The sequence below is a fragment of the Pseudoalteromonas ostreae genome (genome assembly GCF_018069805.1).
Classification (GTDB): domain Bacteria; phylum Pseudomonadota; class Gammaproteobacteria; order Enterobacterales; family Alteromonadaceae; genus Pseudoalteromonas; species Pseudoalteromonas ostreae.
Genome location: NZ_JAGPYN010000018.1, coordinates 67984 through 91393, shown reverse-complemented (window position 1 = coordinate 91393; position 23410 = coordinate 67984). Strand labels below are relative to the sequence as shown.

Annotated in this window: 22 protein-coding genes; 4 read left to right on the top strand and 18 right to left on the bottom strand. The window is 41.1% G+C overall.

Features of this window, described 5'->3' with window-relative positions; all coding sequences use genetic code 11:
* The 12 genes from J7338_RS14995 to prlC form a co-directional block, all read right to left on the bottom strand.
* On the bottom strand, positions 1–243 hold a 243-nt coding region (locus J7338_RS14995; RefSeq protein ID WP_210797807.1), incomplete at its 3' end, for an eCIS core domain-containing protein.
* A 78-nt stretch (positions 244–321) separates the two neighbouring features.
* A complete protein-coding gene (locus J7338_RS14990) occupies positions 322–2607 on the bottom strand; it encodes a hypothetical protein (RefSeq protein ID WP_210797806.1) in 2286 nt (761 codons plus the stop codon).
* Between the two features lie 98 nt (positions 2608–2705).
* Positions 2706–3344, bottom strand: a complete 639-nt coding sequence (locus J7338_RS14985) for a Pvc16 family protein (protein WP_210797805.1) — start codon at positions 3342–3344, stop codon at positions 2706–2708.
* Entirely contained in the window at positions 3322–5310 is a 1989-nt protein-coding gene (locus J7338_RS14980) for an ATP-binding protein (RefSeq protein ID WP_210797804.1), read from the bottom strand. The genes J7338_RS14985 and J7338_RS14980 overlap by 23 nt, the downstream gene beginning before the upstream one ends.
* 1 nt (position 5311) lies before the next feature.
* The gene (locus J7338_RS14975; protein WP_210797803.1) at positions 5312–5743 is read right to left on the bottom strand and encodes a glycoside hydrolase family protein; all 432 of its coding nucleotides are present in this window, start codon (positions 5741–5743) and stop codon (positions 5312–5314) included.
* 2 nt (positions 5744–5745) lie between these two features.
* Positions 5746–6261: a UpxY family transcription antiterminator gene (locus J7338_RS14970; RefSeq protein WP_210797802.1), complete on the bottom strand. Its 516-nt coding sequence runs from the start codon at positions 6259–6261 to the stop codon at positions 5746–5748.
* A 189-nt stretch (positions 6262–6450) separates the two neighbouring features.
* Positions 6451–7017 carry an RNA polymerase sigma factor gene (locus J7338_RS14965; protein WP_228733004.1) on the bottom strand — a complete coding sequence of 189 codons (567 nt, stop codon included), beginning with the start codon at positions 7015–7017 and terminating at the stop codon, positions 6451–6453.
* A gap of 407 nt (positions 7018–7424) precedes the next feature.
* Positions 7425–7898 (bottom strand): peroxiredoxin, encoded by a 474-nt coding sequence (locus J7338_RS14960; RefSeq protein ID WP_210797801.1) that lies wholly within the window; start codon positions 7896–7898, stop codon positions 7425–7427.
* A 105-nt stretch (positions 7899–8003) separates the two neighbouring features.
* The gene (locus tag J7338_RS14955) at positions 8004–9929 is read right to left on the bottom strand and encodes a methyl-accepting chemotaxis protein (protein ID WP_210797800.1); all 1926 of its coding nucleotides are present in this window, start codon (positions 9927–9929) and stop codon (positions 8004–8006) included.
* A 121-nt stretch (positions 9930–10050) separates the two neighbouring features.
* The gene (locus tag J7338_RS14950) at positions 10051–10806 is read right to left on the bottom strand and encodes a class I SAM-dependent methyltransferase (RefSeq protein WP_210797799.1); all 756 of its coding nucleotides are present in this window, start codon (positions 10804–10806) and stop codon (positions 10051–10053) included.
* 57 nt (positions 10807–10863) lie between these two features.
* Positions 10864–12045, bottom strand: a complete 1182-nt coding sequence (locus J7338_RS14945) for a response regulator (protein WP_210797798.1) — start codon at positions 12043–12045, stop codon at positions 10864–10866.
* Positions 12046–12170: 125 nt separating this feature from the next.
* The gene (gene prlC, locus J7338_RS14940; RefSeq protein WP_210797797.1) at positions 12171–14222 is read right to left on the bottom strand and encodes an oligopeptidase A; all 2052 of its coding nucleotides are present in this window, start codon (positions 14220–14222) and stop codon (positions 12171–12173) included.
* Positions 14223–14352: 130 nt separating this feature from the next.
* Between prlC and gorA the strand changes: the two genes are divergently transcribed.
* Positions 14353–15717, top strand: coding sequence for a glutathione-disulfide reductase (gene gorA / locus J7338_RS14935; protein ID WP_210797796.1), 1365 nt, complete (start codon positions 14353–14355; stop codon positions 15715–15717).
* Positions 15718–15892: 175 nt separating this feature from the next.
* Here gorA and zapE read toward each other — a convergent pair whose 3' ends face one another.
* Positions 15893–16981: a cell division protein ZapE gene (gene zapE / locus J7338_RS14930; protein ID WP_210797795.1), complete on the bottom strand. Its 1089-nt coding sequence runs from the start codon at positions 16979–16981 to the stop codon at positions 15893–15895.
* A 150-nt stretch (positions 16982–17131) separates the two neighbouring features.
* Here zapE and J7338_RS14925 point away from each other — a divergent pair, with 150 nt between their 5' ends.
* The 3 genes from J7338_RS14925 (at position 17132) to J7338_RS14915 (ending at position 20289) form a co-directional block, all read left to right on the top strand.
* On the top strand, positions 17132–17575 hold the full coding sequence (locus J7338_RS14925; protein WP_210797794.1) for a Z-ring associated ZapG family protein: 444 nt from the start codon (positions 17132–17134) through the stop codon (positions 17573–17575).
* Between the two features lie 176 nt (positions 17576–17751).
* Complete coding sequence (locus tag J7338_RS14920; protein WP_210797793.1) at positions 17752–19104, top strand: Do family serine endopeptidase; 1353 nt, start codon at positions 17752–17754, stop codon at positions 19102–19104.
* Between the two features lie 102 nt (positions 19105–19206).
* Entirely contained in the window at positions 19207–20289 is a 1083-nt protein-coding gene (locus tag J7338_RS14915) for a trypsin-like peptidase domain-containing protein (RefSeq protein WP_210797792.1), read from the top strand.
* A gap of 63 nt (positions 20290–20352) precedes the next feature.
* On the opposite strand, the gene murA is transcribed toward J7338_RS14915, so the two are convergent.
* Genes murA through mlaD form a run of 5 tightly spaced genes read right to left on the bottom strand, consistent with a single transcriptional unit; the run spans position 20353 to position 23403 of the window.
* On the bottom strand, positions 20353–21612 hold the full coding sequence (murA, locus tag J7338_RS14910; protein WP_210797791.1) for a UDP-N-acetylglucosamine 1-carboxyvinyltransferase: 1260 nt from the start codon (positions 21610–21612) through the stop codon (positions 20353–20355).
* A 12-nt stretch (positions 21613–21624) separates the two neighbouring features.
* Positions 21625–21882, bottom strand: coding sequence for a BolA family protein (locus tag J7338_RS14905; protein WP_149980598.1), 258 nt, complete (start codon positions 21880–21882; stop codon positions 21625–21627).
* Positions 21883–21887: 5 nt separating this feature from the next.
* A complete protein-coding gene (locus J7338_RS14900) occupies positions 21888–22181 on the bottom strand; it encodes an STAS domain-containing protein (RefSeq protein WP_145236776.1) in 294 nt (97 codons plus the stop codon).
* Positions 22174–22848: an MlaC/ttg2D family ABC transporter substrate-binding protein gene (locus J7338_RS14895; protein WP_210797790.1), complete on the bottom strand. Its 675-nt coding sequence runs from the start codon at positions 22846–22848 to the stop codon at positions 22174–22176. Before J7338_RS14895 ends, J7338_RS14900 begins: the two co-directional genes overlap by 8 nt.
* A 6-nt stretch (positions 22849–22854) precedes the next feature.
* Positions 22855–23403 (bottom strand): outer membrane lipid asymmetry maintenance protein MlaD, encoded by a 549-nt coding sequence (gene mlaD / locus J7338_RS14890; RefSeq protein ID WP_210797789.1) that lies wholly within the window; start codon positions 23401–23403, stop codon positions 22855–22857.
* Between the last annotated feature and the right edge of the window lie 7 nt (positions 23404–23410).

Below are 23410 nucleotides of genomic sequence, written 5' to 3'. Positions count from 1 at the left end.
AGCAAGCTCATGGCCTAGGTGGCGGTCTTGCCCTGGGCTGATGTGTACTTCGCTGCCTTGGGCATAAGCGTGGGCATTAAGTTGCGCGGGCTTGGATGAGTTGGTATGCACGTTTACGTGGCTTAAATCGACGCCCATCATGCTGCCTACGTTGTCTTTTAAACGCGCCTCTCGGCTTATTGCTTGGCGTTGTACGGGGAGCGTGTCGTGCTCTTGCTGTTCATGACTAAGTGACTGATACATTTTGATTCCTTTAAGGACAGTGAGATTTGAGTTCGCTATTACTGATTGGATGTAAGCGCTAAGAAGTAAAATGCATTGTTATTCTGGTGATGACTGTAACTGTCTTTTGCCACTCATACCGTCAAAGATATACCATCCATTATCTACTTTATAAAAATCAATGCTCTTTAAGTTAGTGTCTAGCTGAAGTTTTAGCGTGTTTGCTTGCGAAGCTTGGTTCAATAATATTGCATTTGTATTGTCCCAACTAGCAAAGTCTAAAACCCTAAAGTGATTCACTGACTCATCCAATGTGATGGTAACCTCTTGAGCAGCATTCAACTGCAAAAAACAGGAGGTATTATGCTCAACTGTAAAGTCAGTGTTGTGACTCTGTGAGTCCACTGCTTGGATTTTATTTAGCAATGTGTTTACTGCAGAGACCGTGGGTAAAGTTTGATCTGCCAGCGCAATAGTGGCATCAAGCCTTTGCGCGATACTTTGCACTGACGGTTGATTTTCACCTGAAAATTGTAACTGGCTTGGGGTGAGTGTGCTCATCCGTTGTTGCAACAAGGCACTATCCACCACTTTATCTGATACACCATTGGTAACATCATCATTGCTAGCAAAGTCTACGCTAAAGCGGTTGCTGTCTTGCACTAAACCGGTACCGGCTATTGATAACGTCTCTGTTGCCTGCCATTTATATACATCACCACTTTCTGTTGCATGATGTGTTTTTAGTAAAAACGCTTGATTTTGATAATTTGCACCATAGCTAATAATTACTGCATCACCTTGTCGCATATCGGCAGGTAGATACACGTCTGTCGGTTGTACGCTAAACCCTTCTGTGAGTTTGTTTACTTGCCAAATATGGTTTTCTCGTTGGTTTACTTGTGCGTTAAAAAGCACTAAATCGCCATTTTTAAGTGCATACCCATCTATTTCGCCAGGTACATTATCAATATTAATGTTTTGTGTAGTTTCGATACAAGCAACCGTGAACTCTTTAAGCTTTGGGCAACTTAAGGCATCGATTTTTTTATTTAACCACGCACCATGCTGTGCCGTAGGTAGTTTGCTCTGCTCACCGACTAAAATTTCCTCTAGTGTCGCTATTGGTAAGTGGTCTATGCTGATATTTGATAATCCACTGCCATCACCAATAAAACTACCAGCTTGAATACTTGAGTTAGGAACCGTATTACCTCGCGTAAAGTCTAGTTGTGAAGGAAAATGTGCAATACCAAGGCTACCACTGGTAATATTATCGGCGTTAAGATCGGTGAGTCCTAGCCCGTTGCCAGAAAACGTTTTGTTTTCGATGGTACTTGCAATTTGATTACTGGCGATTTCGCCTTGTAGGCTGCTTGCGTTAATCGTTGTGTTTTGTACAACCCCCTCAACCCAACTCTGATCGCCTTTAATCGTCAAACCTTCGATAATAACGCCATCACCATGTTGATAATTGTTAATGTCATTACGCTTTCGCCATGTTAAACGCACTTGCGTATTAACTGTACTTACCTCACTCACAGTCCAAATCGTGTATTCTAGGTCGCCGCCTTTTAACACTTCAACAGATATGCCTGCAGATAGCTCTTGCTCAGACGTGTTATCAAAATCCTCTGCTAGTAACCATGTTTGATTTGCTTGTGCTACCCAAACTTTGTTTTCTGCAAGCTCAATTTGAGCACTAAACAACACCCTATCGCCAGTTTGAATAAGGTAACCATTAACAGGCTCTGTTGGTACACCAGCGGTCAAATCATAATTATCAGTGAACACTGTCGCGACTTCTTTCTTAAACTTAATACCAGCTTGAATAAGTGCAAGCTCCTGATCGACATAACTTTTACTGGTATCTAAGGCACTCTTTAAATCTCCTGCCGAGATCATGCTTGCCATGCTGCCATTGTCTAAGTCATTGGCTGTAGCGAACTTTGCGATCCCTTGTGTTGATTGGCTGGCCTTGTTCAACAAGCTGTTATCAATCACACCACCGCTTAAATTACTGACATGTAAGCCTGTCACTTGTGATCCATCACCAATCAGTGCTGTAGCGTTGACGGTAGTTGCGGTGAGTTGCTCTGTTGATAAGCTTGCATTACCTTCCCCCGTTGCCGCGTTTAGATCAATTTGTTTAGGTAGGTTTTCGTTTGCAAGATTGGTGACTTGTGCACCATTACCAATGAGCGCTTTGGCTGTTAATGACGAGCTGTCACCACGTACAGTAAGATCTATTTGCTCTGGCAGGCGCTCATTATCAATTTGATCAGTGGTTGCAGCATCAATTAAGGCTCCGAATTCTTCTTGTGTAGGAATATCACCCCGTTGAAAATAGCTTTTTATTTCAGCATTGCGATCTAAAGTGCTCATAATTGTCCTTTATAGTCTGTAGATAAATGTTGAGATCAGCTAGGGGTTGAGTACCCATAAAAGCCGAATGAAAAATGATTTGTTAAATAAAAGGAAAGTTAACTGGGTTTGTTATCAAGTTTATTATTCATTTCTTTAATAATTGGTAGCTCTACAGGTTCAAATACAGGCATTGGTAGAGAGAGTGAATAGATAAGAGTCGGTTTAGGGGTACTCCCTAAAGCTTGCCATACTTGGCCTGTCACTTTTTCACTTTGTTCATTACCAAATAGCTGACTGCGAATACCGTAAGGAGAGGTATCTATTAGCTGCGCTTGTAATAACTCATTGGGTAAGAAGTCATACCGCCCTAATCCTGCTATCAAGTAACTTAAAATCATGTGCTCTATTTCTGCACTTTTTTCTTCATCTTTACTCCATACGGTCAGCATATAAGTTAAAGAAATAAACTTGGGCTCAATAAAGCGGGTACGATGTGTTTGGGTAAAGTTCATTTGCGTGCGAGGAGGCTCGCTTTGTCGTCTTTGAATATCTTCTGTTATGCCTATTAAGTAACAGTTTATGGCTGGGGTGTTGGTGACGACTTTGTCGAAAAATGCTTTATCTGGAGCTTGAAAACTTAATGTAATGGCTGAGTTACTGTCGGCTTTTACATCGGTGCTATTAAACGCTAACGCTTGTTGTGTAATAAATGATTTAAGCGCTTGTTGCACTTTAAATATAAGCGTGGGATCCATATGTATCTCCATTGAGCCAATTTGTTAGGGATTGCTGAGCCATAAACCCTGCATGTTGTTTGGAGAGCTCTCGGTGTAGCGCTATGGCTATTTCATCGCGACTGATCAGCGGTTTGCTTAGCATTAAACTTTGCAGTAGCGCGACCTCGCAAATATTGATAATTTGCGCAGCGCTGAGTTCAAAAAGCGTAGCAAGTTTTTCGATACCTTGTTGTAAGTGTATATCAGCATTGCTGTTTAAATGCCGAGTCCAAATTTGTACACGTTCTTGCTCTGTTGGTAGGGTAAACTCTATTACACCATGAAAACGACGCAAAAATGCTTCATCCAAGTTACTTTTAAAGTTCGTGCTCAGCAGTAGTAAACCACTGTAGTGCTCCATTCTTTGTAGTAGATAACTTACGCCCATGTTGGCGTTTTTATCATGGCTTGACTCTACCTCACTGCGTTTTGCAAAAATGGCATCCGCTTCATCAAACATCAATACAGCATTGTTTCGCTCTGCTGAGTCAAACAACTTAGCTAAGTGTTTTTCGGTTTCACCAATCCATTTACTGGCGATATTCGCTAAGTTAACCATGTACAAAGGAAGCTGTAGCTCTCCTGCTATAGCTTCTGCCGCCATCGATTTGCCCGTGCCAGGCTTGCCCCAAAACAGTGCTTTACATCCTTGATGAAAACTCGGTAGCCGCTGCTGTAAAGCGCTTTTGAAGTTAACTCGAGCGATCAATTCCTGCAATTGCACTGCAATTTTATCATTTAGTACCATATCGTTTAGGGTAAAACGTGCTTGGCACAATTTTGCTAGTTCATCGCAATATTGACTTTGCGCTACGAAACACAATGTTTGTAACGTTTTCCAGTAATCGTGATCCTCACTTTTTTCGGTCTTTGCCTTATTTGCTAGCTGTTTCATGTGAGATAAGGCTACAGGGTATTTAGCCACCAGCTGCTGAGCTTGGGTTATATCTAAATAGCTCGATTTTTCATTCGTATATAACGACAACCAAGCATCCCTCAGTTGTGATAAGGTTGGTGTTGGTAATACAATTTTTAATGTCTGAGAAAATATTTCCCCAAGTAGAGGTTGAGCTTTTGGGGTGATGAGCACTAATTTTTTGCATTGTTCAATCAGGCTATTTAATTGGATCAAATTGTGTTGCAACAAGTCGCTGATCTCGGGCCAATACAACAAGATTGGCTGCCCTTGTGCCACCAGCTGTAAGCAAGCAAACTCATGCATTATATGCGTTATATTAACCCCACTGCTTGGCTCTGCTGTGTAGTATGCTAACTTGCTATCAAACCGCAATGCCAACTGTTGTGCATACCAAGCGGTTATATCCTCGTCCTCACTAGCTAGAATAAGCAAAGACTGAGTAGTAACATCTTCTTTGGGTAAGCTATAGCAGCTGTCAAATACCGGATCTTGCGCTGTTTCAATTATCGTCAATAAACTAAGATGTTCACAGCTTGTAGTGCCGCACTGTAAAAACTCGTGCAAATAAGGCGCAATGATCACTGCACTTTGTAAGCCTATGCTTTCATTGCTCAAATGCACTAAACCCCATTTAAACAATGCTGACTTAGAGCCAAAATCCGCTATAGTTGTGTATTTATTTAGCGAGTCGTCTATCAAAGTTGCTAACTTGTCTAAACTCAGAAATGGGCCTTGCTCAAACCAACTTAAACCTAAAAAAGGGGCTATCACATCTGGATCTTGGGCTTGAATATAAACAAGTGCTAACAACTTGGTCTCAGCGCTAGACAACGAAAATAAATGAGCAAGGTGAGTAAACCTTGGCATAGAAATAAGTTTATTTAACTGCTCATGTAGGTCTTTAACAGTATCACTTACGTGCTCATCTTGCGCTTTTAGCGCACTACCAAATTGATAGAGATGATAAGCAACACGTTGTTCTTGCTCTGAATGAGATACTTGCAGTGCAGGAATTTGGCCTCTCATTTCATTCTCCCAAAACCATTTTTTGTGCCAACTCATGCGCTCTCACACCAACTTGCTCTGCCCATCTAGAATCAAGCATTTCAGCCGCTGCTAATGAGTAATTTCCAGCTTCCAACGCTCTAAGCATTTTTTTAAACTTACATAACCCTGTCGTTCCTAGATTAAATGCCATATCGAGCAAAATAATTTTTCTAGTTTCACTTAATGATTCAAATACGCGAATATGCGTTGAAACCTGTGCAATAACACTCGTAATGTCGTTATTGAGTAGATAATCCACCTCATCTAATGACAGACCTTTATCTTCAAGGTTACGACCAATGCCAATCGTTAATTTGCCTTGCGTGCATATATACGGTTTTAACGACAACCCCTCATAACGTAATAACTGATCTTTCAGCGCTTGTATATTTACTTCACTTAGATGCGCCATGCTTATACCTCTATAATCGGTTTCAATAGCGCCTCTGGTAAAGTCAACATCATGCTTTGCGCTAACCCTTCCACTTCAATCGCTACCAATTGCTGATTACGTCGCTCAACCAACGTGCCGCAATACCCTTGCAAACTCCCACTAACAATTTCAACTTTAGTACCTACGAGTAAATGATTATGCGCTACCTCAACTACCTTGCCTGTAGCTAAAAAACGTTGAATTTTTTCCATTTCTTGCGGTGTAATAACAGCAGGAAAATTATTAAATTTAATATATGAAACAAAACCTGGTAGACGTTTTAATTGCTGGTATTCATTACCATCAATATAAACAAACACATATGATTTGAATAACGGTACGCTAATCAGCTTGGTTCGGTCACTCCATTGGCGGGTCTGCTCTATTAAAGGTAAAAAGGCTTCACAATCACTTTGTAAAAGATTGACCTGCACAGCAAACTTTTTTTCACTATTAGCTTTGGTATAAACCACAAACCACTGCCTTTCATTTTTCATTTTAATGCTCCAGCCAAGCTCCGCCACATCAATCCCAGTTAAGATGATGCGAATGTTCGATTTGAATTTGGGTATCTTGCTCAGATCCCCCGTTACCTAAATAACGGGATATTCCTTGGTTTGTGAAAAAGGTTTTTAATTATTTTTGTGGTTAAAAACCCAAGTAAAGCTATGACCTAGACATATAGGTTACGCATACTGCAACGCACTTAGCTTTTTTCGCGCCAGTTGTACACGTTTTCTCGCATTTTCTTGGCTGATTTGTAGTTGGAGTGCTATTTCAGAGTATTCCATCTCATAAATAAATTTATATTGGATCACCTGTTTTAAGTCATAAGGTAAGCTATTAATTGCGTCGGTTAGTTTTTGATATAATTGGTCACGTTCATATTCACTTTCTAGTGTTTTTGAATAGTTTTCGGTGAAATAAAATTGTGATGGGGAACCACTAACTCGCTTTACTAAGTCGCTTTCTTTAGTGTTTAAGCGATGTATATCCATGCAAATATTGTGCGTTATGCGGCACAGCCAAGCAAACATGTTTTCTATTTTTGAACTATCTTGTACATACACTGTGAGTGCTTTTTCACAAGCTTGTGCCATCGCGTCTTCAACTTTGCCTCTGTCACTATGTAACCACTTATAACAACAAGCACGAATTCGATCTTCATAATCAGACCAAATAACCCAAAACTTTAGATGAGGATTAGTTTCATACTGATCACTTGTGTGGAAGTTCCTTGATAATAACATCATCTCTCCGCGTTAAATTGAATTTACGAAGCGATGACGTAGAATTAGAAACTATGTGAACAATCAGAGCACAAAAAAAGCACAAAAACCAACAACAAAGCAATCTTTTTTCATTAATGCTTAACGGCTTTAATTTGTCCACATTAAAGGGAATAATAATATGGCATTTTTGATTTATGTCTATTACAAAGCATTACAGCTAAAAAAATCAAAAAATAATAAGTTTTTTGGGAGGGAGAGGATTATAAGAAGCTAAGAGTAGTTTTTAAGAGTGCCTGTGATTTCAAACCAGTCAGTTTTGAGCCTTTACACATAAAGCAAACGAAATAGCGCAAAACCAAAAATACCAGCCATAATAAGCTGTAAAGCATAGGATTTGTATTAAACCCTATGCCAATCAGTGTTGTTTTTTAAAGCTTTTCAAGTACCGCTTCTGCGCGACTTACTGCAAACTCTTTATCTTGTTCGACAAATAAACCTGTGACTTGCTGATCTTCAACAATCATCGCATAACGCGTTGAGCGTACGCCACCAAATGCTGCTGTGTCTTTATCTAAACCAAGTGCTTTGGTAAAGCTCGCATCGCCATCGGCAAGCATCTCGATTGCTTGAGCATTATGTTGCTCACCCCATGCTTTCATTACAAACGCATCGTTTACTGATATACAGTAAATAGCGTCAACGTCTTTGGCTTTTATTTTATCTGCTAGAGTAATAAATTCAGGTAAATGTGCATTTGAACAGGTAGGTGTAAACGCGCCTGGCACTGCAAATAACACCACTTTTTTACCTGCAAAAAGTGTTTCATTGGTAAGTGTTTGCATACCGTCGTCAGTAAGCTGTGTAAGACTAACGGCTGGTAATGTTTGACCTTGAGAAATCATGATATTTCCTTTTAAAGTGATGGGTTTTGAACAACACCAAAATAGCACAAAAGCGCAAGCAACCCTAACATCGAGTTGCGAGTAACTGTGCCTTTGCAAGCAAAGTTACAATCCTAAACTACTGCGAATAGTATGCATTTGCTGCTGTAAACGCTGATGAATATCAGCCACTAATAAACTGGATTCACTCACCTGCCCTTTCATACTTTGCATTGACTGGCTGAAGTTCTCTAACAATGAGTTTTGCTGCTTTGCCAACTCCATTGCATCAAAAGCGACTTTATTAGCATCCTGTGCATTATGAGCTACCCCTTCGGAGTTTCGTTTCAGCTCTTGGGCATTATCGGTTTGCAATTGAGCATCATCAGCTAGTGCAGATATTTGCGTTGACACCATAGTAGAGTTTTCACTCAATAGATTGAGCTGATTATTAATATCACTCAACGAACCTTGTGTTTGCCGAGCTAACTTGCGCACTTCATCTGCAACCACAGCAAAACCACGGCCATGTTCACCTGCGCGCGCTGATTCGATCGCAGCATTGAGTGCCAGCAAATTAGTTTGATCTGCAATATTGCGGATCACTTCAATAACTTTTCCTACGTCTTGTACACCACTGAGTAACTCTTGCAAGCTATGTAAACCTTGATCCACCCGCTGTTGTGTATTTGAGCTAGCACTAAGCATGTTTTGGGCAAACCCTAAACTTTGCTCCATAGCTGAAAACGTATGCTTGGCGTTATCTGCTACTTTGCCGTTTATATCATTTACTTGCTCACCAATATGTTGAATATCAGCCAATAATTCTTGATTTTGTTCAACTTGATGATGACTGACATCTGTTTGCTGACTTATCGTATGTAGATGCTCGCTCATTTCTTGCATAAAATCGTTAATCACCTTGAGCATTTGTGCACGCTCTTCAGCCTCTAACCGTTGACGCTCAATTAACTGGTTAAAGTAACTAGCTATTTCACCAACTTCTGTTTTTGAGTTACTACTTTCAATATTTTTTAATTCGTTACTTTCGATTAAAAATGCAAAGCCATCACGTAATTGACGAAGCGGGGTTAATACTTGATTTCGCTGTACAAAGTAAACACCAACAGCCAATACAACCAACATGCCAATGGCAATACAAAACACTACGAATACTCGCTGCTTTAACGTACCTTGCTGAATTTTAAGTTGCTGCTCAGCATTTATCACCGTGTCAGAAAGTGTACTGATCTGTTTGCGCAGAGCCTGTATGCCTGTTTGACGCTGCTGAGCTTGTGCAATGGTGTTTTCTAAATCACGTGGGTAGCGGTTCGGCCAGCTTCTTAGCTCTGCCTTAATTTCACCTGCTAAATCTTCGGCTTCTTCATCTATAAACAAACTATCTTCATCAACTTCACTCATAACGCCTAAGTTTTCAAGCTCGTCAATCTGCTTTGCTAAACGGTTTAAGTTAGCAATACTTTGTTGTAAGTTGGTTTGTGTGCCTTGATCAAAGCTAAGCATTAGCTGATAAGTAAACAACGACAAATTTGCCACTTCGCGGTAGTAATCACTGGCAAGCTGATAATAAGCCTGCGCGTTAGTATTTTGTTGCCCTGCTTTGTTAGCATAACCAATTAATGAAGAAGCTGAGCCCGCCATTTGCCTAAGTGCATTATCAAGCAATGCTGTTTCATTCCCTGACAGTTTACCTAAAGCACGATACTTACCTTTTATATCAGTATCGAGTTGGCTTAATTGGCTATTTAATTGTTGTTTTAAGTCACTTGGCAAAATGGCCAGCTGGGTGTCTTTTACTTGGCTAATTAAATCCGACGCTTTCCCTAAATACTGACTATCACCCTGTGCTAAGTAATCTTCTAGTAAGCCTTTTAAATCAACAAGTATTTTATTTTTTAATTGATTATAAGATTGGTCTTGTTGTTCGAGTTTAACTAAGGTTTGACTTGCCCAGTACAAGGTTCCGCCTAACAGCAGGCTAGCCAATGCCAGCAAAATAGCCAGCAACCGAGTGAATGATGACACGCGCATGAAATTAAATTCCTTTGGGTAACTGCGCGTACAATATTAACTATTTATGACAATTTAATGAAAGCCGATATGAAACACTTATAACTTTATGGGAACAAAACTAAAAAATACGAATAAAGCCTCACACCATAGCGGCTTTAACATACACATCAAAGCGATTCTTCTTGGTTTTTATTTGCATGCTTGGCGTTTGGTTGTTTAAAAACGGTGCGTAATCGGGGCGCTTAACCACCACTCGCTTGCTGGCAAGTGGGTAGGCAAATTCAAGTAAGTCATCGGCGTCGTTATCAGCACCAACTAAGTCTTGAAACACCCGCATTTCTTTTTTAACCAGTGCTGACTTTTCACGGTGTGGAAACATTGGATCCAAATAAACTACATCAGGCATACTTTCGCATTGCGCGAGTAACGTATGGCTTGAGCCAAACACTAGGCTCATGTTTTGCTTCATCCACGAGCCAATTTCAGCATCACTATAAGCACGTTGCAAGCCATCATAAAGCAAGGCCGCAACAACTGGGTGACGCTCATGTAAAATCACTTTACAACCTAGTGATGCCAATACAAAACCATCACGGCCAAGCCCTGCGGTCGCATCTAGAACAACGGGGGTCGCTCCTTTATTTAAACCCACCGCTTTCGCAATTGATTGCCCTTTACCGCCACCGAATTTACGTCGATGAGCCACTGCACCAGTAACAAAGTCAACGCTAATAGCACCAAGTTTTGGTTCATTGGTTTTTCGTAAGCATAATCCTTGATCATCATAATGAAGTGAAAAGCCTTCACTTTGCGCCGCCCACTCAACAAGCCCAAAACGCTGCTCAATTTCATTCAGATAAGGACGTACTTCTTTAAAAAGACACTGTATAACCAAAATAAACTCCGACCGTAAATAGCTCGCGAAGTATATCAACTGCTTGGCGCTATAGCACTAAAATAGCTCAATATCCGTTTGCGAAGTAATGTCTTGAGTGTGCTCCGGTGTAGCAATTTTACTCAAGCTGTCGATCAATTCGTTGCGCGATTCAATAATATGGTTGAGCTGATGCTTAATAAAAGTTAAATCATCATTTAAGATAGTTAACTGTAATTGTGTTTGCTCTAATTGTTCAACTTGCAGTGCCAAGGTTTGGTGCGTAGCAAAAGTGGGATCTTGCTGCATAAGAGCGCGTAAATCAGATAGCTGGGTTGCTAGTTTTGCGACTGCTTCTTCGCGCGCTTCGCTACTGACAAATAATTGCGAAGAAAGCTCATTAAAAGCATTCCCAACCGCATGCGCTTGAGCTAATGCTTTTTCGTTTACCTCCATATCTTGGATTTTAGCATTGGTTACTTCCAAAATATGCGGGAATAAATCTTTATAGCGGCCATACAACACAACATCATCTAAAGGCATATTTTTAATTAAAATAGACACTTTAGGGTAGTTAACAATAGTACGACTACTAAAATCAACAAACCGGTTTGAATCGCGGTGCTTTTCTAATAGCTCTTGTTCTAACGGACAAACACCACCGTCATCAGTACACACAACCCCTACGTCTTGATACCAAAATGCCACGACCACATCGAGATTTAACGGTCGAAAAAATTCAAAAAAATAGGCCGATAATGATTGCACATCATGAGCATGATAAGTTTGCCCGACATAACGCATTATGCGACCCATATCGCCGGAGTCAATCATGGCTATTTCAGCGGTGTTTTGCGCACGCTCTACATCATTTTTTAACTTAATAGAATGCTGACGATACTGATAAAGCACCCGAATACGTGCCACTAATTCTTCAGCATTAAAAGGTTTAACAATGTAATCGGCAGCACCGGCGTTATAGCCTTTAACTCGTTCTGGTAATTCGCTTTTACCCGACAAAAACATTACTGGGGTATCTTTGGTTTGCTCATTACTTTTCAGCTCACGACACACTTCATAGCCCGTTTTACCGGGCATTTCAACATCCAATAGAATAATGTCAGGGCTATATTTATAAGCTTGCCTTAAACCTTCTTCGCCATTTTTAGCATGAATTAACTGACAAAACCCCGCTAATGATTCCTCTATTACTCGATGAACATATTTATCATCATCAATCGCCAGTACCAGTTTTGTCATACCCAATTCCTTTTTATTAATTACTTAAAAAAGCATAGTACGGAGCCCTGATTTTGCGACAATTTATTACTCTAAATAGTAAAAAAGCGCCAAACGGCGCTTTTTATATCCAGTATACGTAGTGCTTAAGCTGCAATACCACTGTGGCGCAATAGTGCATCGACACTTGGCTCACGACCACGGAAGTTTTTAAACAACTCCATTGGCTCTTCACTGCCGCCTTTTTCTAAAATATGCTGCATAAAAGCTTGCCCAGTTTGTGGGTTAAAAATACCTTCTTCTTCAAATTTGGAAAACGCATCAGCTGAGAGCACTTCAGCCCATTTATACGAATAATAACCCGCGCTATAACCACCAGCAAAGATATGGCTAAAACCATGTTGAAAACGGTTAAACTCTGGTGCTTTAACAACTGACGTATGGCTACGTACTTCATCTAAACGCGCTTGAATTTGGCATTCTTCACCCGCTTGATAATCGTTATGAATTCTAAAATCAAATAACGAGAACTCGATTTGACGCAGCATTTGCATGCCTGAGTTATAATTTTTAGCGGCTAGTAACTTATCCAATAACTCTTTAGGCAATGACTCTCCGCTTTCATAGTGACCTGAAATAAAGTTAAGTGCTTCTTCTTCATAACACCAGTTTTCTAAAAACTGACTTGGCAGCTCAACAGCATCCCATGCAACACCATTAATACCCGCAACTGGCGCGGCATCAACTTGGGTTAGCATATGGTGAATACCATGGCCAAACTCATGGAATAAAGTGGTGACTTCGTTATGAGTAAACAGTGCAGGCTTATCGCCAACCGCTTTATTAAAGTTACACACTAAATACGCTACAGGCGTTTGTAACTCGCCATTGGCGCGTACTTTACGGCCCATGCAGTCATCCATCCACGCGCCACCGCGTTTGTGATCACGCGCGTATAAATCAAGATAAAAACGACCACGCAAGGTATTGCTACTGTCGTAAATTTCAAAAAAGCGTACATCTTTATGGTAAGTATCAATGTCTTTTAACTCTTTAACACTAATACCAAATAAACGATTTACTGTTTCAAACAAGCCGCTTAGTACTTTATCTGCAGGGAAATACGGGCGCAGTACTTCGTCTGATATTGCGTATTTCTCTTGTTTAAGCTTTTCACCGTAATAACCGTAATCCCACGCAGCGAGTTGCTCAATGCCATGTTTTTCTTTAGCGTAAGCTTGCAGCTCAGCGAGCTCTTGCTCAGCTTGAGGTTTAGATTTAGCAGCTAAGTCTTCTAAAAATGAGAATACTTGCTCTGGTGTTTCAGCCATTTTTGTGGCTAATGATTTTTCAGCATAACTGGCAAAACCTAACAGTTGCGCAATTTCATGACGCAGCGCGAGTTCTTCGCTCATGATCTCAGAGTTATCAAACTGACCAGCATGTGGGCCTTGATCAGATGCGCGTGTTGCAAATGCCGTATACGTCTCTTCGCGTAATTCGCGGTTATCAGCATAAGTCATGATCGGTAAGTAAGACGGGAAATCAAGAGTAAATACCCAGCCGTCCAATTCTTTGCTTGCAGCTGTATCTGCCGCTAGCGCTAATGCCGACTCAGGTAAACCTGCGAGCTCGCTTTCATCAGTAATGTGCTTTTGCCAAGCCAATGTGGCATCCATCACGTTATTACCAAATTTAGCCGCAAGTTCTGATAAACGTGCACTGATCTCGCCGTAGCGCTTTTGCTGCTCAGGCGCCAAGGCGATGCCCGATAATTCAAAGCTACGCAATGCATTAGTAATCGTTTTTTGTTCTGCCGTACTTAATGTTTTAAATTCATCACTGTTGTGCAGTGCATTGTAGGCTTCATACAACCCTTGGTGTTGACCAACAAAGGTTGAATACTCTGAAATAAGTGGTAAACATTGTTCGTACGCTTCACGTAATTCATCGCTATTAACTACAGAGTTCATATGCGATACCGGAGAAAACATTCGCGACAATTTATCGTCAACTTCTTCAAGAGGTAACACTAAATCCTGCCAAGTGAATGATTTATTAGCCAACACTTCGTCTATCTTAGCGCGGCATTCACTAATGCCCGCTTTTAGCGCTGGCACAACATGCTCTGGCTTAATTTTTGAAAACGGCGGTAAGCCTTCAAGGCCTATTAGTGGGTTATTTTGTAAATCGCTCATGTTAGCTCTCAAATCGTTTCGAATATGATTTTTAAGTTGGGGCATACGTCTCGAAATACAAGGGGCTTTTAACGGGTCTTTCATGTGTTATTATCGGATAAATACGTTTATATAAACTTGAGGAATAACTATGGCTCAGCATTTTGATTACATTGCAATTGGCGGCGGCAGCGGCGGAATAGCGTCAGCTAACCGTGCAGCAATGCGTGGCGCGAAAGTGGCACTAATTGAAGCAAAACACATGGGCGGTACATGTGTAAATGTAGGCTGTGTGCCAAAAAAAGTGATGTGGCATGGCGCTCAAGTTGCTGAAGCAATTAACTTATACGCTCCTGATTATGGCTTTAATATTGAAGTAAAAGAGTTTAACTGGAGCAAGCTAGTAGAAAGCCGTGAAGCCTATATTAGCCGTATTCATAAAGGTTATGACAACGGCCTTGCTAAAAACGGCGTAACAGTTATTAAAGGCTTCGCTAAATTTGTTGACAGTAAAACGGTCGAAGTAGACGGCGAACACTACACCGCCGAGCATATTTTAGTAGCCGTAGGCGGTCGCCCTAGCATTCCAAATATCTCAGGTGCTGAACACGGTATCGATTCAAATGGCTTTTTTGAACTGAATGAACAACCAAAACGCGTTGCCGTTGTTGGTGCCGGTTATATCGCGGTAGAAATCGCCGGAGTGCTGCACAGCCTAGGTACAGAAACCCATTTATTTGTGCGTAAAAATAAGCCTCTGCGCACTTTTGACCCATATATCATCGACACGCTTGTTGATATTATGGCTAAAGAAGGGCCTACACTGCATACCGAATGCCTACCCAAAGAAGTGGTTAAAGAAAGCGATGGCAGCTTAACTATCCACTTTGAAAATGGTTATAGCCAAAACGTTGATCAAGTTATTTGGGCCATTGGCCGTACCCCTACCACAGATAAAATTAACCTAGCGGCAGCGGGGGTTAAAGTAAACGAAGGCGGTTACGTAAAGGTAGACGAATACCAAAATACCACGGCTAAAAATGTTTATGCTGTAGGCGATATTATTGAAGGCGGTATAGAGCTTACCCCTGTAGCGGTAAAAGCAGGTCGTACTTTATCAGAGCGTTTATTTAATAAAAAACTACCTGATGATTTAAAAATGGATTACAGCTTAGTGCCAACGGTAGTATTTAGTCACCCGCCGATTGGAACGATTGGTTTAACTGAGCAAGAAGCAATTTCACAGTACGGTAGCGAAAACGTAAAAGTGTATAAATCAACGTTTGCAGCTATGTACACAGCGGTTACCCAGCACCGCCAAGCTTGCAACATGATGCTGGTTTGCGCAGGTGATGATGAAAAAGTAGTTGGCTTGCACGGCTTAGGCTTTGCGGTTGATGAAATGATCCAAGGTTTTGCCGTGGCCATGAAGATGGGCGCAACCAAAGCAGATTTTGATTCTGTAGTCGCAATTCACCCGACTGGGTCTGAAGAGTTTGTTACTATGACAGGTTAGTGTAGAAAAGATATACGCACCTTTTTAAAGTCTGTAAAATTTTAATAGCCAACTATACTTTTTTGTATAGTTGGCTTTTATTTTGGATAGATAATATGGCTCAGCTTATCAACATTGTTAGTATTGAGGTAAAGAATTAAAAGAAAACTTATCTTTACTAACGGCTAACGACTCATTAAGCCAAATGTTCTTTTGCTAGATACTCTAGCGACTGCATTTCTTGCAATCGACTAATACAGCGTCTGAACTCAAAGTTAAGGTTACCTTGGGTATAAAGCTCAGTGATCGGTTTTTCAGCCGAGATAATCAATGTGACGTGGCGTTCGTAAAACTCATCGACTAACGCAATAAACCGACGAGCGGCATCATCGTTATTTTGGCCAAGCTGTTTTACGTTCGATAAAATAACAGTGTTATATAAACGGCTTATTTCCATATAATCGACTTGGCTGCGCGCGGTTTCACACAACTGAGAGAAATCAAACATCACAATACAATCAGCGACCTTGCGGGTTTTGATCTTTCGCCCTTCAATTTCGATAGGTTGATCAAGTTTACCTGGCTCTGGAGATAACTTGTCAAAATACTCAAACAGGTTTTTATCGGCTTGTTCGTCTAATGGGCTATGAAATATCTCGGCTTGCTCTAAAGTACGCAATCGGTAATCAATGCCAGAATCCACATTCACAATTTCTGTATTTGCATTAACAAGTGCGATTGCTGGTAAAAAACGCGCGCGCTGTAAGCCATTGCGATATAACTCATCAGGTATAATATTGGACGTTGCGACTAAAACAATACCGCGCGCAAATAAAGCTTCCATTAAACCACCAAGTAACATGGCATCGGTAATGTCTTGCACAAAAAACTCATCAAAACAGATAATGTCAGTTTCTGCTTTAAAAATATCCGCCACAACCTCTAACGGATCGGCTGTTTTATCTAATTTCTTTAGTTCATCATGAACACGGTGCATAAAACGATGAAAATGTACGCGCATCTTGCGCGTTCCCGGCAGCGCCTCATAGAAGGTATCAACCAAATAGGTTTTACCACGCCCTACTCCTCCCCAAAAATACAACCCTTTAATAACTGGCGTGCTATTTTTATTAAATAGCTTAGAAAGCCACCCTTGAGTGGCAGGTTTTTGCGCTGCTAAGTCATCGAAGAGCCTTTGTAAATGACGTACTGCATTTTCTTGCGCAGCATCGTAAACAAAGTCATCACGCTGTAAATCTTGTTGGTACTTTTGCCAAGGAGTCATAGATAGTTACAATAAAACACGGTTTAATTTACGCAATATGTTAACACGCATCGTAACTCGGGGTATATTAGCAGCAACAGGATTTATTCTTGAGTACGCAATCTAGGCGTTATTTTATTTTTATGTATTAATTCCCAAAGGGGTATGATTATGGGTACAATTACTTGGATCGGCATTATTGTTATTGTGGCAGTAGCTGCATTTTTCCTTGGCGCCTTCGTCACTAAAAAGCAATTTAAGCAAGATGAATTAGAGCAACAAGCAGAACAAGCTAAAAATGCATTAGAACAATACCGTCAAGATGTTGCAGATCATTTAGCAAGCACAGGTAGACTCGTCAACAAGATGAAAGACAACTACGACCAATTGCTAAATCATGTTGATGAAACTAATAAGCTGCTATTAACAGATAAAAAACAGCATCCTAACGAACCGTTTTTTTCTAAAGAAACCACCGAACAGCTACAACGCTCACTAAAAGAACGTCAAAGTGACCGTTCATCTGCGCATGCTCAACCGGCTGATTATGTATCAGGTGAATCAGGCTTATTCGCTGGCGAAGATAAAGTTTCAGAACATTCTAAAGCCTCTTGATGAACTTTTTTTTGACCCCACAGTCTGTTTATAGAGCAGCTTATGTTTATATACGTGCTAAAACACTCTAAAGAACCAATCAAGTTTAAAGTGTTTTGGACTAAATTAATAAAAGGCTGCCTATGCAGCCTTTTTTTGTTTGTGCTTTTTCCTGTGATGTGGAGTAAACCCTGACTATGAAAATGAAATTATCGTTAATCAGTGCAGCAATGTTATCTGCCAGTTTATTATTAACCCCTGCAGTATCAATGGCTAAGATGCCTATCGCAGTCAATGGACAACAATTACCAACATTAGCGCCTATGTTAGAACAAATAACACCAGGCGTTGTTAGTATCCAAGTATCCGGTTCAAAGGAAGTTCGTCGTCGTGCTGATCCGCTTGATTTCTTTTTTGGCAATCCGCAACCGCGTAGCCAAAAGCGTGAATTTAGTGGTTTAGGCTCAGGCGTTATTATTGACGCCAAAGAAGGCTATGTCGTTACCAATAACCACGTAATTCAAGATGCAGAAAAAATGCTGGTAACCCTTGAAGACGGCCGTGAGTATGAAGCAAAAAAAATCGGCAGTGATAAAGAGTCAGACATCGCGTTATTAAAAATTGATGCCGAGGATTTAGTCGCCGTTAAACTGGCAAACTCAGATCAACTACGAGTGGGTGATTTTGCAGTAGCAATTGGTAATCCATTTGGTTTAAGTCATACCGTTACCTCAGGGATTATTAGTGCAATGGGGCGCAGTGGTTTAAATATTGAAGGTTATGAAGATTTTATTCAAACCGATGCAGCTATTAACCAAGGTAATTCAGGAGGTGCGCTAGTTAACTTAAACGGTGAGCTAATTGGTATTAACACAGCCATTTTAGGTGCATCAGGTGGCAATGTCGGTATCGGTTTTGCTATTCCATCCAATATGATGAAAAATCTCGTGGACCAAATTATTGAACATGGCGAAGTGCGTCGTGGCTCACTAGGTATTTCTGGGCGCCCACTGGATGCTGGCCTTGCTAAAGCGCAACAGCTTGATGTAAAACAAGGCGCTTATGTTATGCAAGTAATGGATGATTCAGCCGCCAGTGAAGCGGGTATTAAAGCAGGTGACGTCATTATTAGTATTGATGGTAGTGAGATCAGCGGCTTCCATGAACTGCGCAGTAAAATTGCCACGCTTGGTGAAGGCAGAAAGGTAAAATTAGGCATTTATCGTGATGGCAAAGTGCAAACTGTTAAAGTTACCCTTGACGGTGCATCAGCACTAACCGCAGCCGGTGATGAACTACATCCAGCCTTCCAAGGTGCAACACTTGAAAACACCCAAAAGAATGGTAATAAAGGGGTTGAGGTGACAACTGTTGATCCGCGTTCACCTGCGGCTAGAGTCGGCCTTGAAGAAGGCGACGTGGTAATGCAAGTAAACCGTCAACGTGTTGAAACAATTAGTGACATGAATAAGATCATCGAAAACACCAAAGGTAATATCGTGCTTGGAGTGCAGCGTGGTCGTGAATCAGTATTTGTTTTGATCCAATAAAATAAATATTAGGTAAATCACACAAATAATAGCAGTGGTACTTGCCGCTGCTATTTTTTTTATGTCATCATTAGAAGATTGCTCACTAAGAATAAGACAATTGTGCTGAAATTTTTTAAGTTTGTCCTTCCCCCGCTTTTTGCCGGACTCGGCATCGCTTTTTTGGTGGTTTTTTTTAGTCCAAATATGCGTGCAACGCTATTACCTAATGTACCCTTACCAAGTGCTATGAGTATTGACCATTTGAGTTTTGCCGATGCAGTACAGCGCGCAGCGCCATCAGTAGTGACAATCATTTCTGAAAGCATTTCAAAAGAGCCGCGCTATAAACGACAAAACACCGTGCAAGAACTTGGCTCAGGGGTGATCATGTCGAGTGATGGCTATATTCTAACCAACTATCATGTGATCAATAATTCAGATCAAATTATGGTGCTACTTACTGATGGCCGCCGTTATTTTGATGTTCAGCTCATCGGTTTTGATACCATCACCGACTTAGCACTATTGAAAATTAACGTGGAGCACTTGCCAGTTATTCCAATTAGTGAGCGTTTTTCGCCACGTGTTGGCGATGTGGTACTGGCGATTGGCAACCCACTTAACTTAGGGCAAACAATCACCCAAGGGATCATCAGTGCAACGGGTAAGCAAAAAATTACCGATAGCCCTTATAATAGTCTGCTACAGATGGATGCGGCAATTAATGTCGGCAACTCAGGCGGTGCACTGGTGAACTCAAACGGCGATCTGGTCGGTATCACTTCAGCACAATTTAAAACCCGCGAAAATCTCGATATTCAGGGAATCTTCTTTGCTGTGCCCTATTCGTTAGCCAAAGAGGTTATGGATAAACTGATCCGCCATGGTCGTGTTGTACGAGGCTATTTAGGCTTTACAGGCACCGCCGTTGATAGCACTGGTAAAGAAGTCAGCGATAACTATACGCCAGTGGCTGGCCTGCGCATTACCAATCTTGATCCGTTAGGGCCTGCATGGCAAGCAGGTATTAAAGAGCAAGATATCGTTGTAAAAATTGCAGGGGAAAATGTCACTAATCCGCAAAAAACCTTAAACATTATTGGGAATTCAGAACCAGGCCATGAGATTGAGTTTGAACTTTATCGAAACGCAAAAGTACTAAAAGTAATGGTGAAGGTTGCAGAGTTAGAGACTAAACTATAAAAACCCTGGGTCTAGAAGCTAGGACCTAGGGGCTCTAGCTTCTAGCTTCTAGCTTCTAGGCTATTAACTACTTCTACGTTTGATATTTGCACCCAGTGCGCTGAGTTTATCTTCAATTCGTTGATAACCACGGTCAACATGGTAAATACGGTCAACAACCGTCTCACCTTGTGCCACAATACCAGTCAAAATTAGGCTCGCTGATGCACGTAAATCGGTTGCCATCACTTGCGCACCACTCAAACTCTTAGTGTCACCACAAATTGCAGTATTGCCCTCTAAACGAATGTTAGCCCCCATGCGCTGTAGTTCTGGTACATGCATAAAACGGTTTTCAAAAATTGTTTCAGTAATAGTTGCACTGCCACTTGCTACTACATTTAACGCGGTAAACTGCGCTTGCATATCGGTAGGAAAACCTGGGTGTGGCATGGTTTTAATGTTAACGGCTTTCAGTTCACGACCACGCATATCAAGATAAATACTATCTTTATGTACTTCAATTAAAGCATTAGTAGCACGCAATTTTTCAATCACAGGTTCTAAACTATGAAAATCGGTAAGCTTACATAGCACTTCGCCACCCGCCATTGCTGCGGCTACTAAAAATGTGCCAGTTTCAATTCGATCAGGCAAGATACGATGCTCACAACCATGCAGCTTGTCAACACCTTCAATTTCAATACGGCTAGTTCCTGCACCGCTGATTTTTGCGCCCATTGCTGTTAAGCAAACGGCTAAATCTATAATCTCAGGTTCACGCGCCGCGTTTTCTAATACGGTTTTGCCATCAGCTAAGGTTGCGGCCATTAATAAATTTTCGGTCGCGCCTACGCTAACCATTTCCATGTAGATTTCAGCACCTTTTAAACGCCCATCTACCTTAGCATTGATATACCCATTTTCAACGCTAATAACAGCGCCCATACGCTCTAAACCTTGAATATGAATATCAACCGGGCGAGCACCAATTGCACAGCCGCCAGGCAGCGACACTTGTGCTTGGCCAAAACGCGCAACTAATGGTCCTAAAGCGAGTACAGATGCACGCATTTGTTTAACTAGCTCGTAAGGGGCTAATGTTTTATCAACTTTGCCACCATCAATAACAAGCTGTTCACCATACCATTGGGTTTCTGCACCAAGAGTTTTTAATAATGCTTCCGTGGTGCCAATATCGCGTAAACGAGGCACATTCTTAAAAGTACTTTTACCATCAGCTAATAATGCTGCAAACAAAATAGGTAATGCAGCATTTTTAGCGCCAGAGATAGTGACTTCACCGGCAAGTCCGGTTCCACCCTGAATTACAAATTGATCCATGAGGAAACCTTTTTATTGAGGTAAAATGAATTTTTGTTCGCGCTTCCACTCAGTTGGTGTAAATGCACGGATCGAAACTGCGTGGATTGTGCCGTCAGAAATAGTGTTCATCAACGGACCATATACCAGCTGTTGTTTTTTTACTCGGCTTAAACCGTCAAAACAATCGCCGACTGCGATAACTTCATAATGACTACCATTGGCTTTCACATGTACTTCAGCTAATTGCAATTCGTCGCGCAATAGGGTTTCGACTTGGCTTGTTTCCATAACTCTCACTCAAATAGGTTGGTAACCTGTCCCAACTGCATCAACTTTTGCAGTTGTTCAGGAATATTTTGCAATTCAAGGTGAATACCTTGCTGCTTTAATTCTGCGAAAGAGTGAATTAACCAAGCTAAGCCCGCCGTGTCAACCCTAGACACCTCAGAAAGGTCAAAATACCAGTTTTTATGGTTACTTTGCGAGTTTTTATTCAGAAGTCGTTCAGCAGAAATTGAATTTCGAGTCAATTCACCACTGACTCGATAGTGCTGTTCGTCAAGCTGAGTAACCGTTACTTTACTCATTACCGCCGTCACCTCTAAACTGCACTGGCAACTTACTTTTCTGTTCAAGTAGGTTACTTACATGGTTAATACCTTGCTGGCGTAAAATGCCTTGAAATTCACTTTGCTTAGCATCTAATAAGCTAATACCTTCAGCAACCATGTCATAAGCGCGCCATTCGCCATCGCGATCTTCACGTACTTTAAAATCAATTTTAATTTCCGGCTTGCCTGGCTCGATAATCTTGGTTTTCACTAATACTAGGTCTTGTCCAGCAAACTCTTTGCTTGGACCAAACTCTACTTTTTGGTTGGTATACTGCGTAAACACGCCAGCATAGGTTGCTATTAAGTATTCTTGAAACACATCAATAAAGTGTTTTATATCCTCAACAGCTTGCTTTTGCTCTGCGGGATCTTTAATCGCACGCACTTTTGATACATGACTACCTAAAACACGCAATGCAGCATATTTATAATCAATATAAGGCATCAACTCTTCTTTGACGATAACTCGTAGGTGCTCTTTATCTTTTTCAATTAAAGGCTGGTCACGAGTAATACGTTGAAAGGTATTATCAGATACTTGGCGGACCATTTTATATGGGTCTTTTAAATCGATCGCATCGCTTGCTACGCTGATTGCGCTGAAAGTTAGCGCAACTACCATTAAAAATTTCTTAAACATAATTACTTACTCGCCGCCTTGATTGAATAAAAATTGCCCGATCAACTCTTCAAGCACCAATGCTGATTTCGTGTCGGTGATATAGTCACCATCGTTTAGTGCTTTGCTTTCAACGCCAAATAACTCGTCTAACCCTAAGTTTTTATCATTACTTGTTACCGCAACACCTAAACACGCTTGTTCAGCTGATTTTGGGGCAATGACAGGGTTAATCCCTAAATATTGCTCACCTAGGATGCCTGATGTCAAAATTGAAACTGAGCTGGTATCTGAAAAACGACATTGATATTGCGCATCAATGGTCATATCAACAACTGGCACAAATTCTTGTGGGTGAATTGAAATAGCCTCAACTCGACCCACCACAACACCGCCTACCTTAATTGGTGCGCGCGCTTTTAACGAGCCAATGTTTTCAAACTTAGCTTTCAATAAGTAGGTTTCGCCGTTGCCGCTGATCCCTGCATTGGCAACTTTTAACGCCAACATAGCAAAAGCAGCGATGCCTAGCGCAACAAAAAAACCAACTAAAATTTCTAATTTCCGTGAATTCATTATCTAT

Excerpts from the sequence above, each read along its gene's own strand:
- gorA (WP_210797796.1), top strand. The coding sequence starts at position 14,353 with ATGGCTCAGCATTTTGATTACATTGCAATTGGCGGCGGCAGCGGCGGA.
- J7338_RS14985 (WP_210797805.1), bottom strand. The coding sequence starts at position 3,344 with ATGGATCCCACGCTTATATTTAAAGTGCAACAAGCGCTTAAATCATTT.
- J7338_RS14980 (WP_210797804.1), bottom strand. The coding sequence starts at position 5,310 with ATGAGAGGCCAAATTCCTGCACTGCAAGTATCTCATTCAGAGCAAGAA.
- J7338_RS14905 (WP_149980598.1), bottom strand. The coding sequence starts at position 21,882 with ATGGAAACAAGCCAAGTCGAAACCCTATTGCGCGACGAATTGCAATTA.
- J7338_RS14945 (WP_210797798.1), bottom strand. The coding sequence starts at position 12,045 with ATGACAAAACTGGTACTGGCGATTGATGATGATAAATATGTTCATCGA.
- J7338_RS14970 (WP_210797802.1), bottom strand. The coding sequence starts at position 6,261 with ATGAAAAATGAAAGGCAGTGGTTTGTGGTTTATACCAAAGCTAATAGT.
- J7338_RS14895 (WP_210797790.1), bottom strand. The coding sequence starts at position 22,848 with ATGTTTAAGAAATTTTTAATGGTAGTTGCGCTAACTTTCAGCGCAATC.
- J7338_RS14920 (WP_210797793.1), top strand. The coding sequence starts at position 17,752 with ATGAAAATGAAATTATCGTTAATCAGTGCAGCAATGTTATCTGCCAGT.
- zapE (WP_210797795.1), bottom strand. The coding sequence starts at position 16,981 with ATGACTCCTTGGCAAAAGTACCAACAAGATTTACAGCGTGATGACTTT.
- J7338_RS14900 (WP_145236776.1), bottom strand. The coding sequence starts at position 22,181 with ATGAGTAAAGTAACGGTTACTCAGCTTGACGAACAGCACTATCGAGTC.
- murA (WP_210797791.1), bottom strand. The coding sequence starts at position 21,612 with ATGGATCAATTTGTAATTCAGGGTGGAACCGGACTTGCCGGTGAAGTC.
- prlC (WP_210797797.1), bottom strand. The coding sequence starts at position 14,222 with ATGAGCGATTTACAAAATAACCCACTAATAGGCCTTGAAGGCTTACCG.
- J7338_RS14990 (WP_210797806.1), bottom strand. The coding sequence starts at position 2,607 with ATGAGCACTTTAGATCGCAATGCTGAAATAAAAAGCTATTTTCAACGG.
- J7338_RS14975 (WP_210797803.1), bottom strand. The coding sequence starts at position 5,743 with ATGGCGCATCTAAGTGAAGTAAATATACAAGCGCTGAAAGATCAGTTA.
- J7338_RS14965 (WP_228733004.1), bottom strand. The coding sequence starts at position 7,017 with ATGATGTTATTATCAAGGAACTTCCACACAAGTGATCAGTATGAAACT.
- J7338_RS14955 (WP_210797800.1), bottom strand. The coding sequence starts at position 9,929 with ATGCGCGTGTCATCATTCACTCGGTTGCTGGCTATTTTGCTGGCATTG.
- J7338_RS14925 (WP_210797794.1), top strand. The coding sequence starts at position 17,132 with ATGGGTACAATTACTTGGATCGGCATTATTGTTATTGTGGCAGTAGCT.
- mlaD (WP_210797789.1), bottom strand. The coding sequence starts at position 23,403 with ATGAATTCACGGAAATTAGAAATTTTAGTTGGTTTTTTTGTTGCGCTA.
- J7338_RS14960 (WP_210797801.1), bottom strand. The coding sequence starts at position 7,898 with ATGATTTCTCAAGGTCAAACATTACCAGCCGTTAGTCTTACACAGCTT.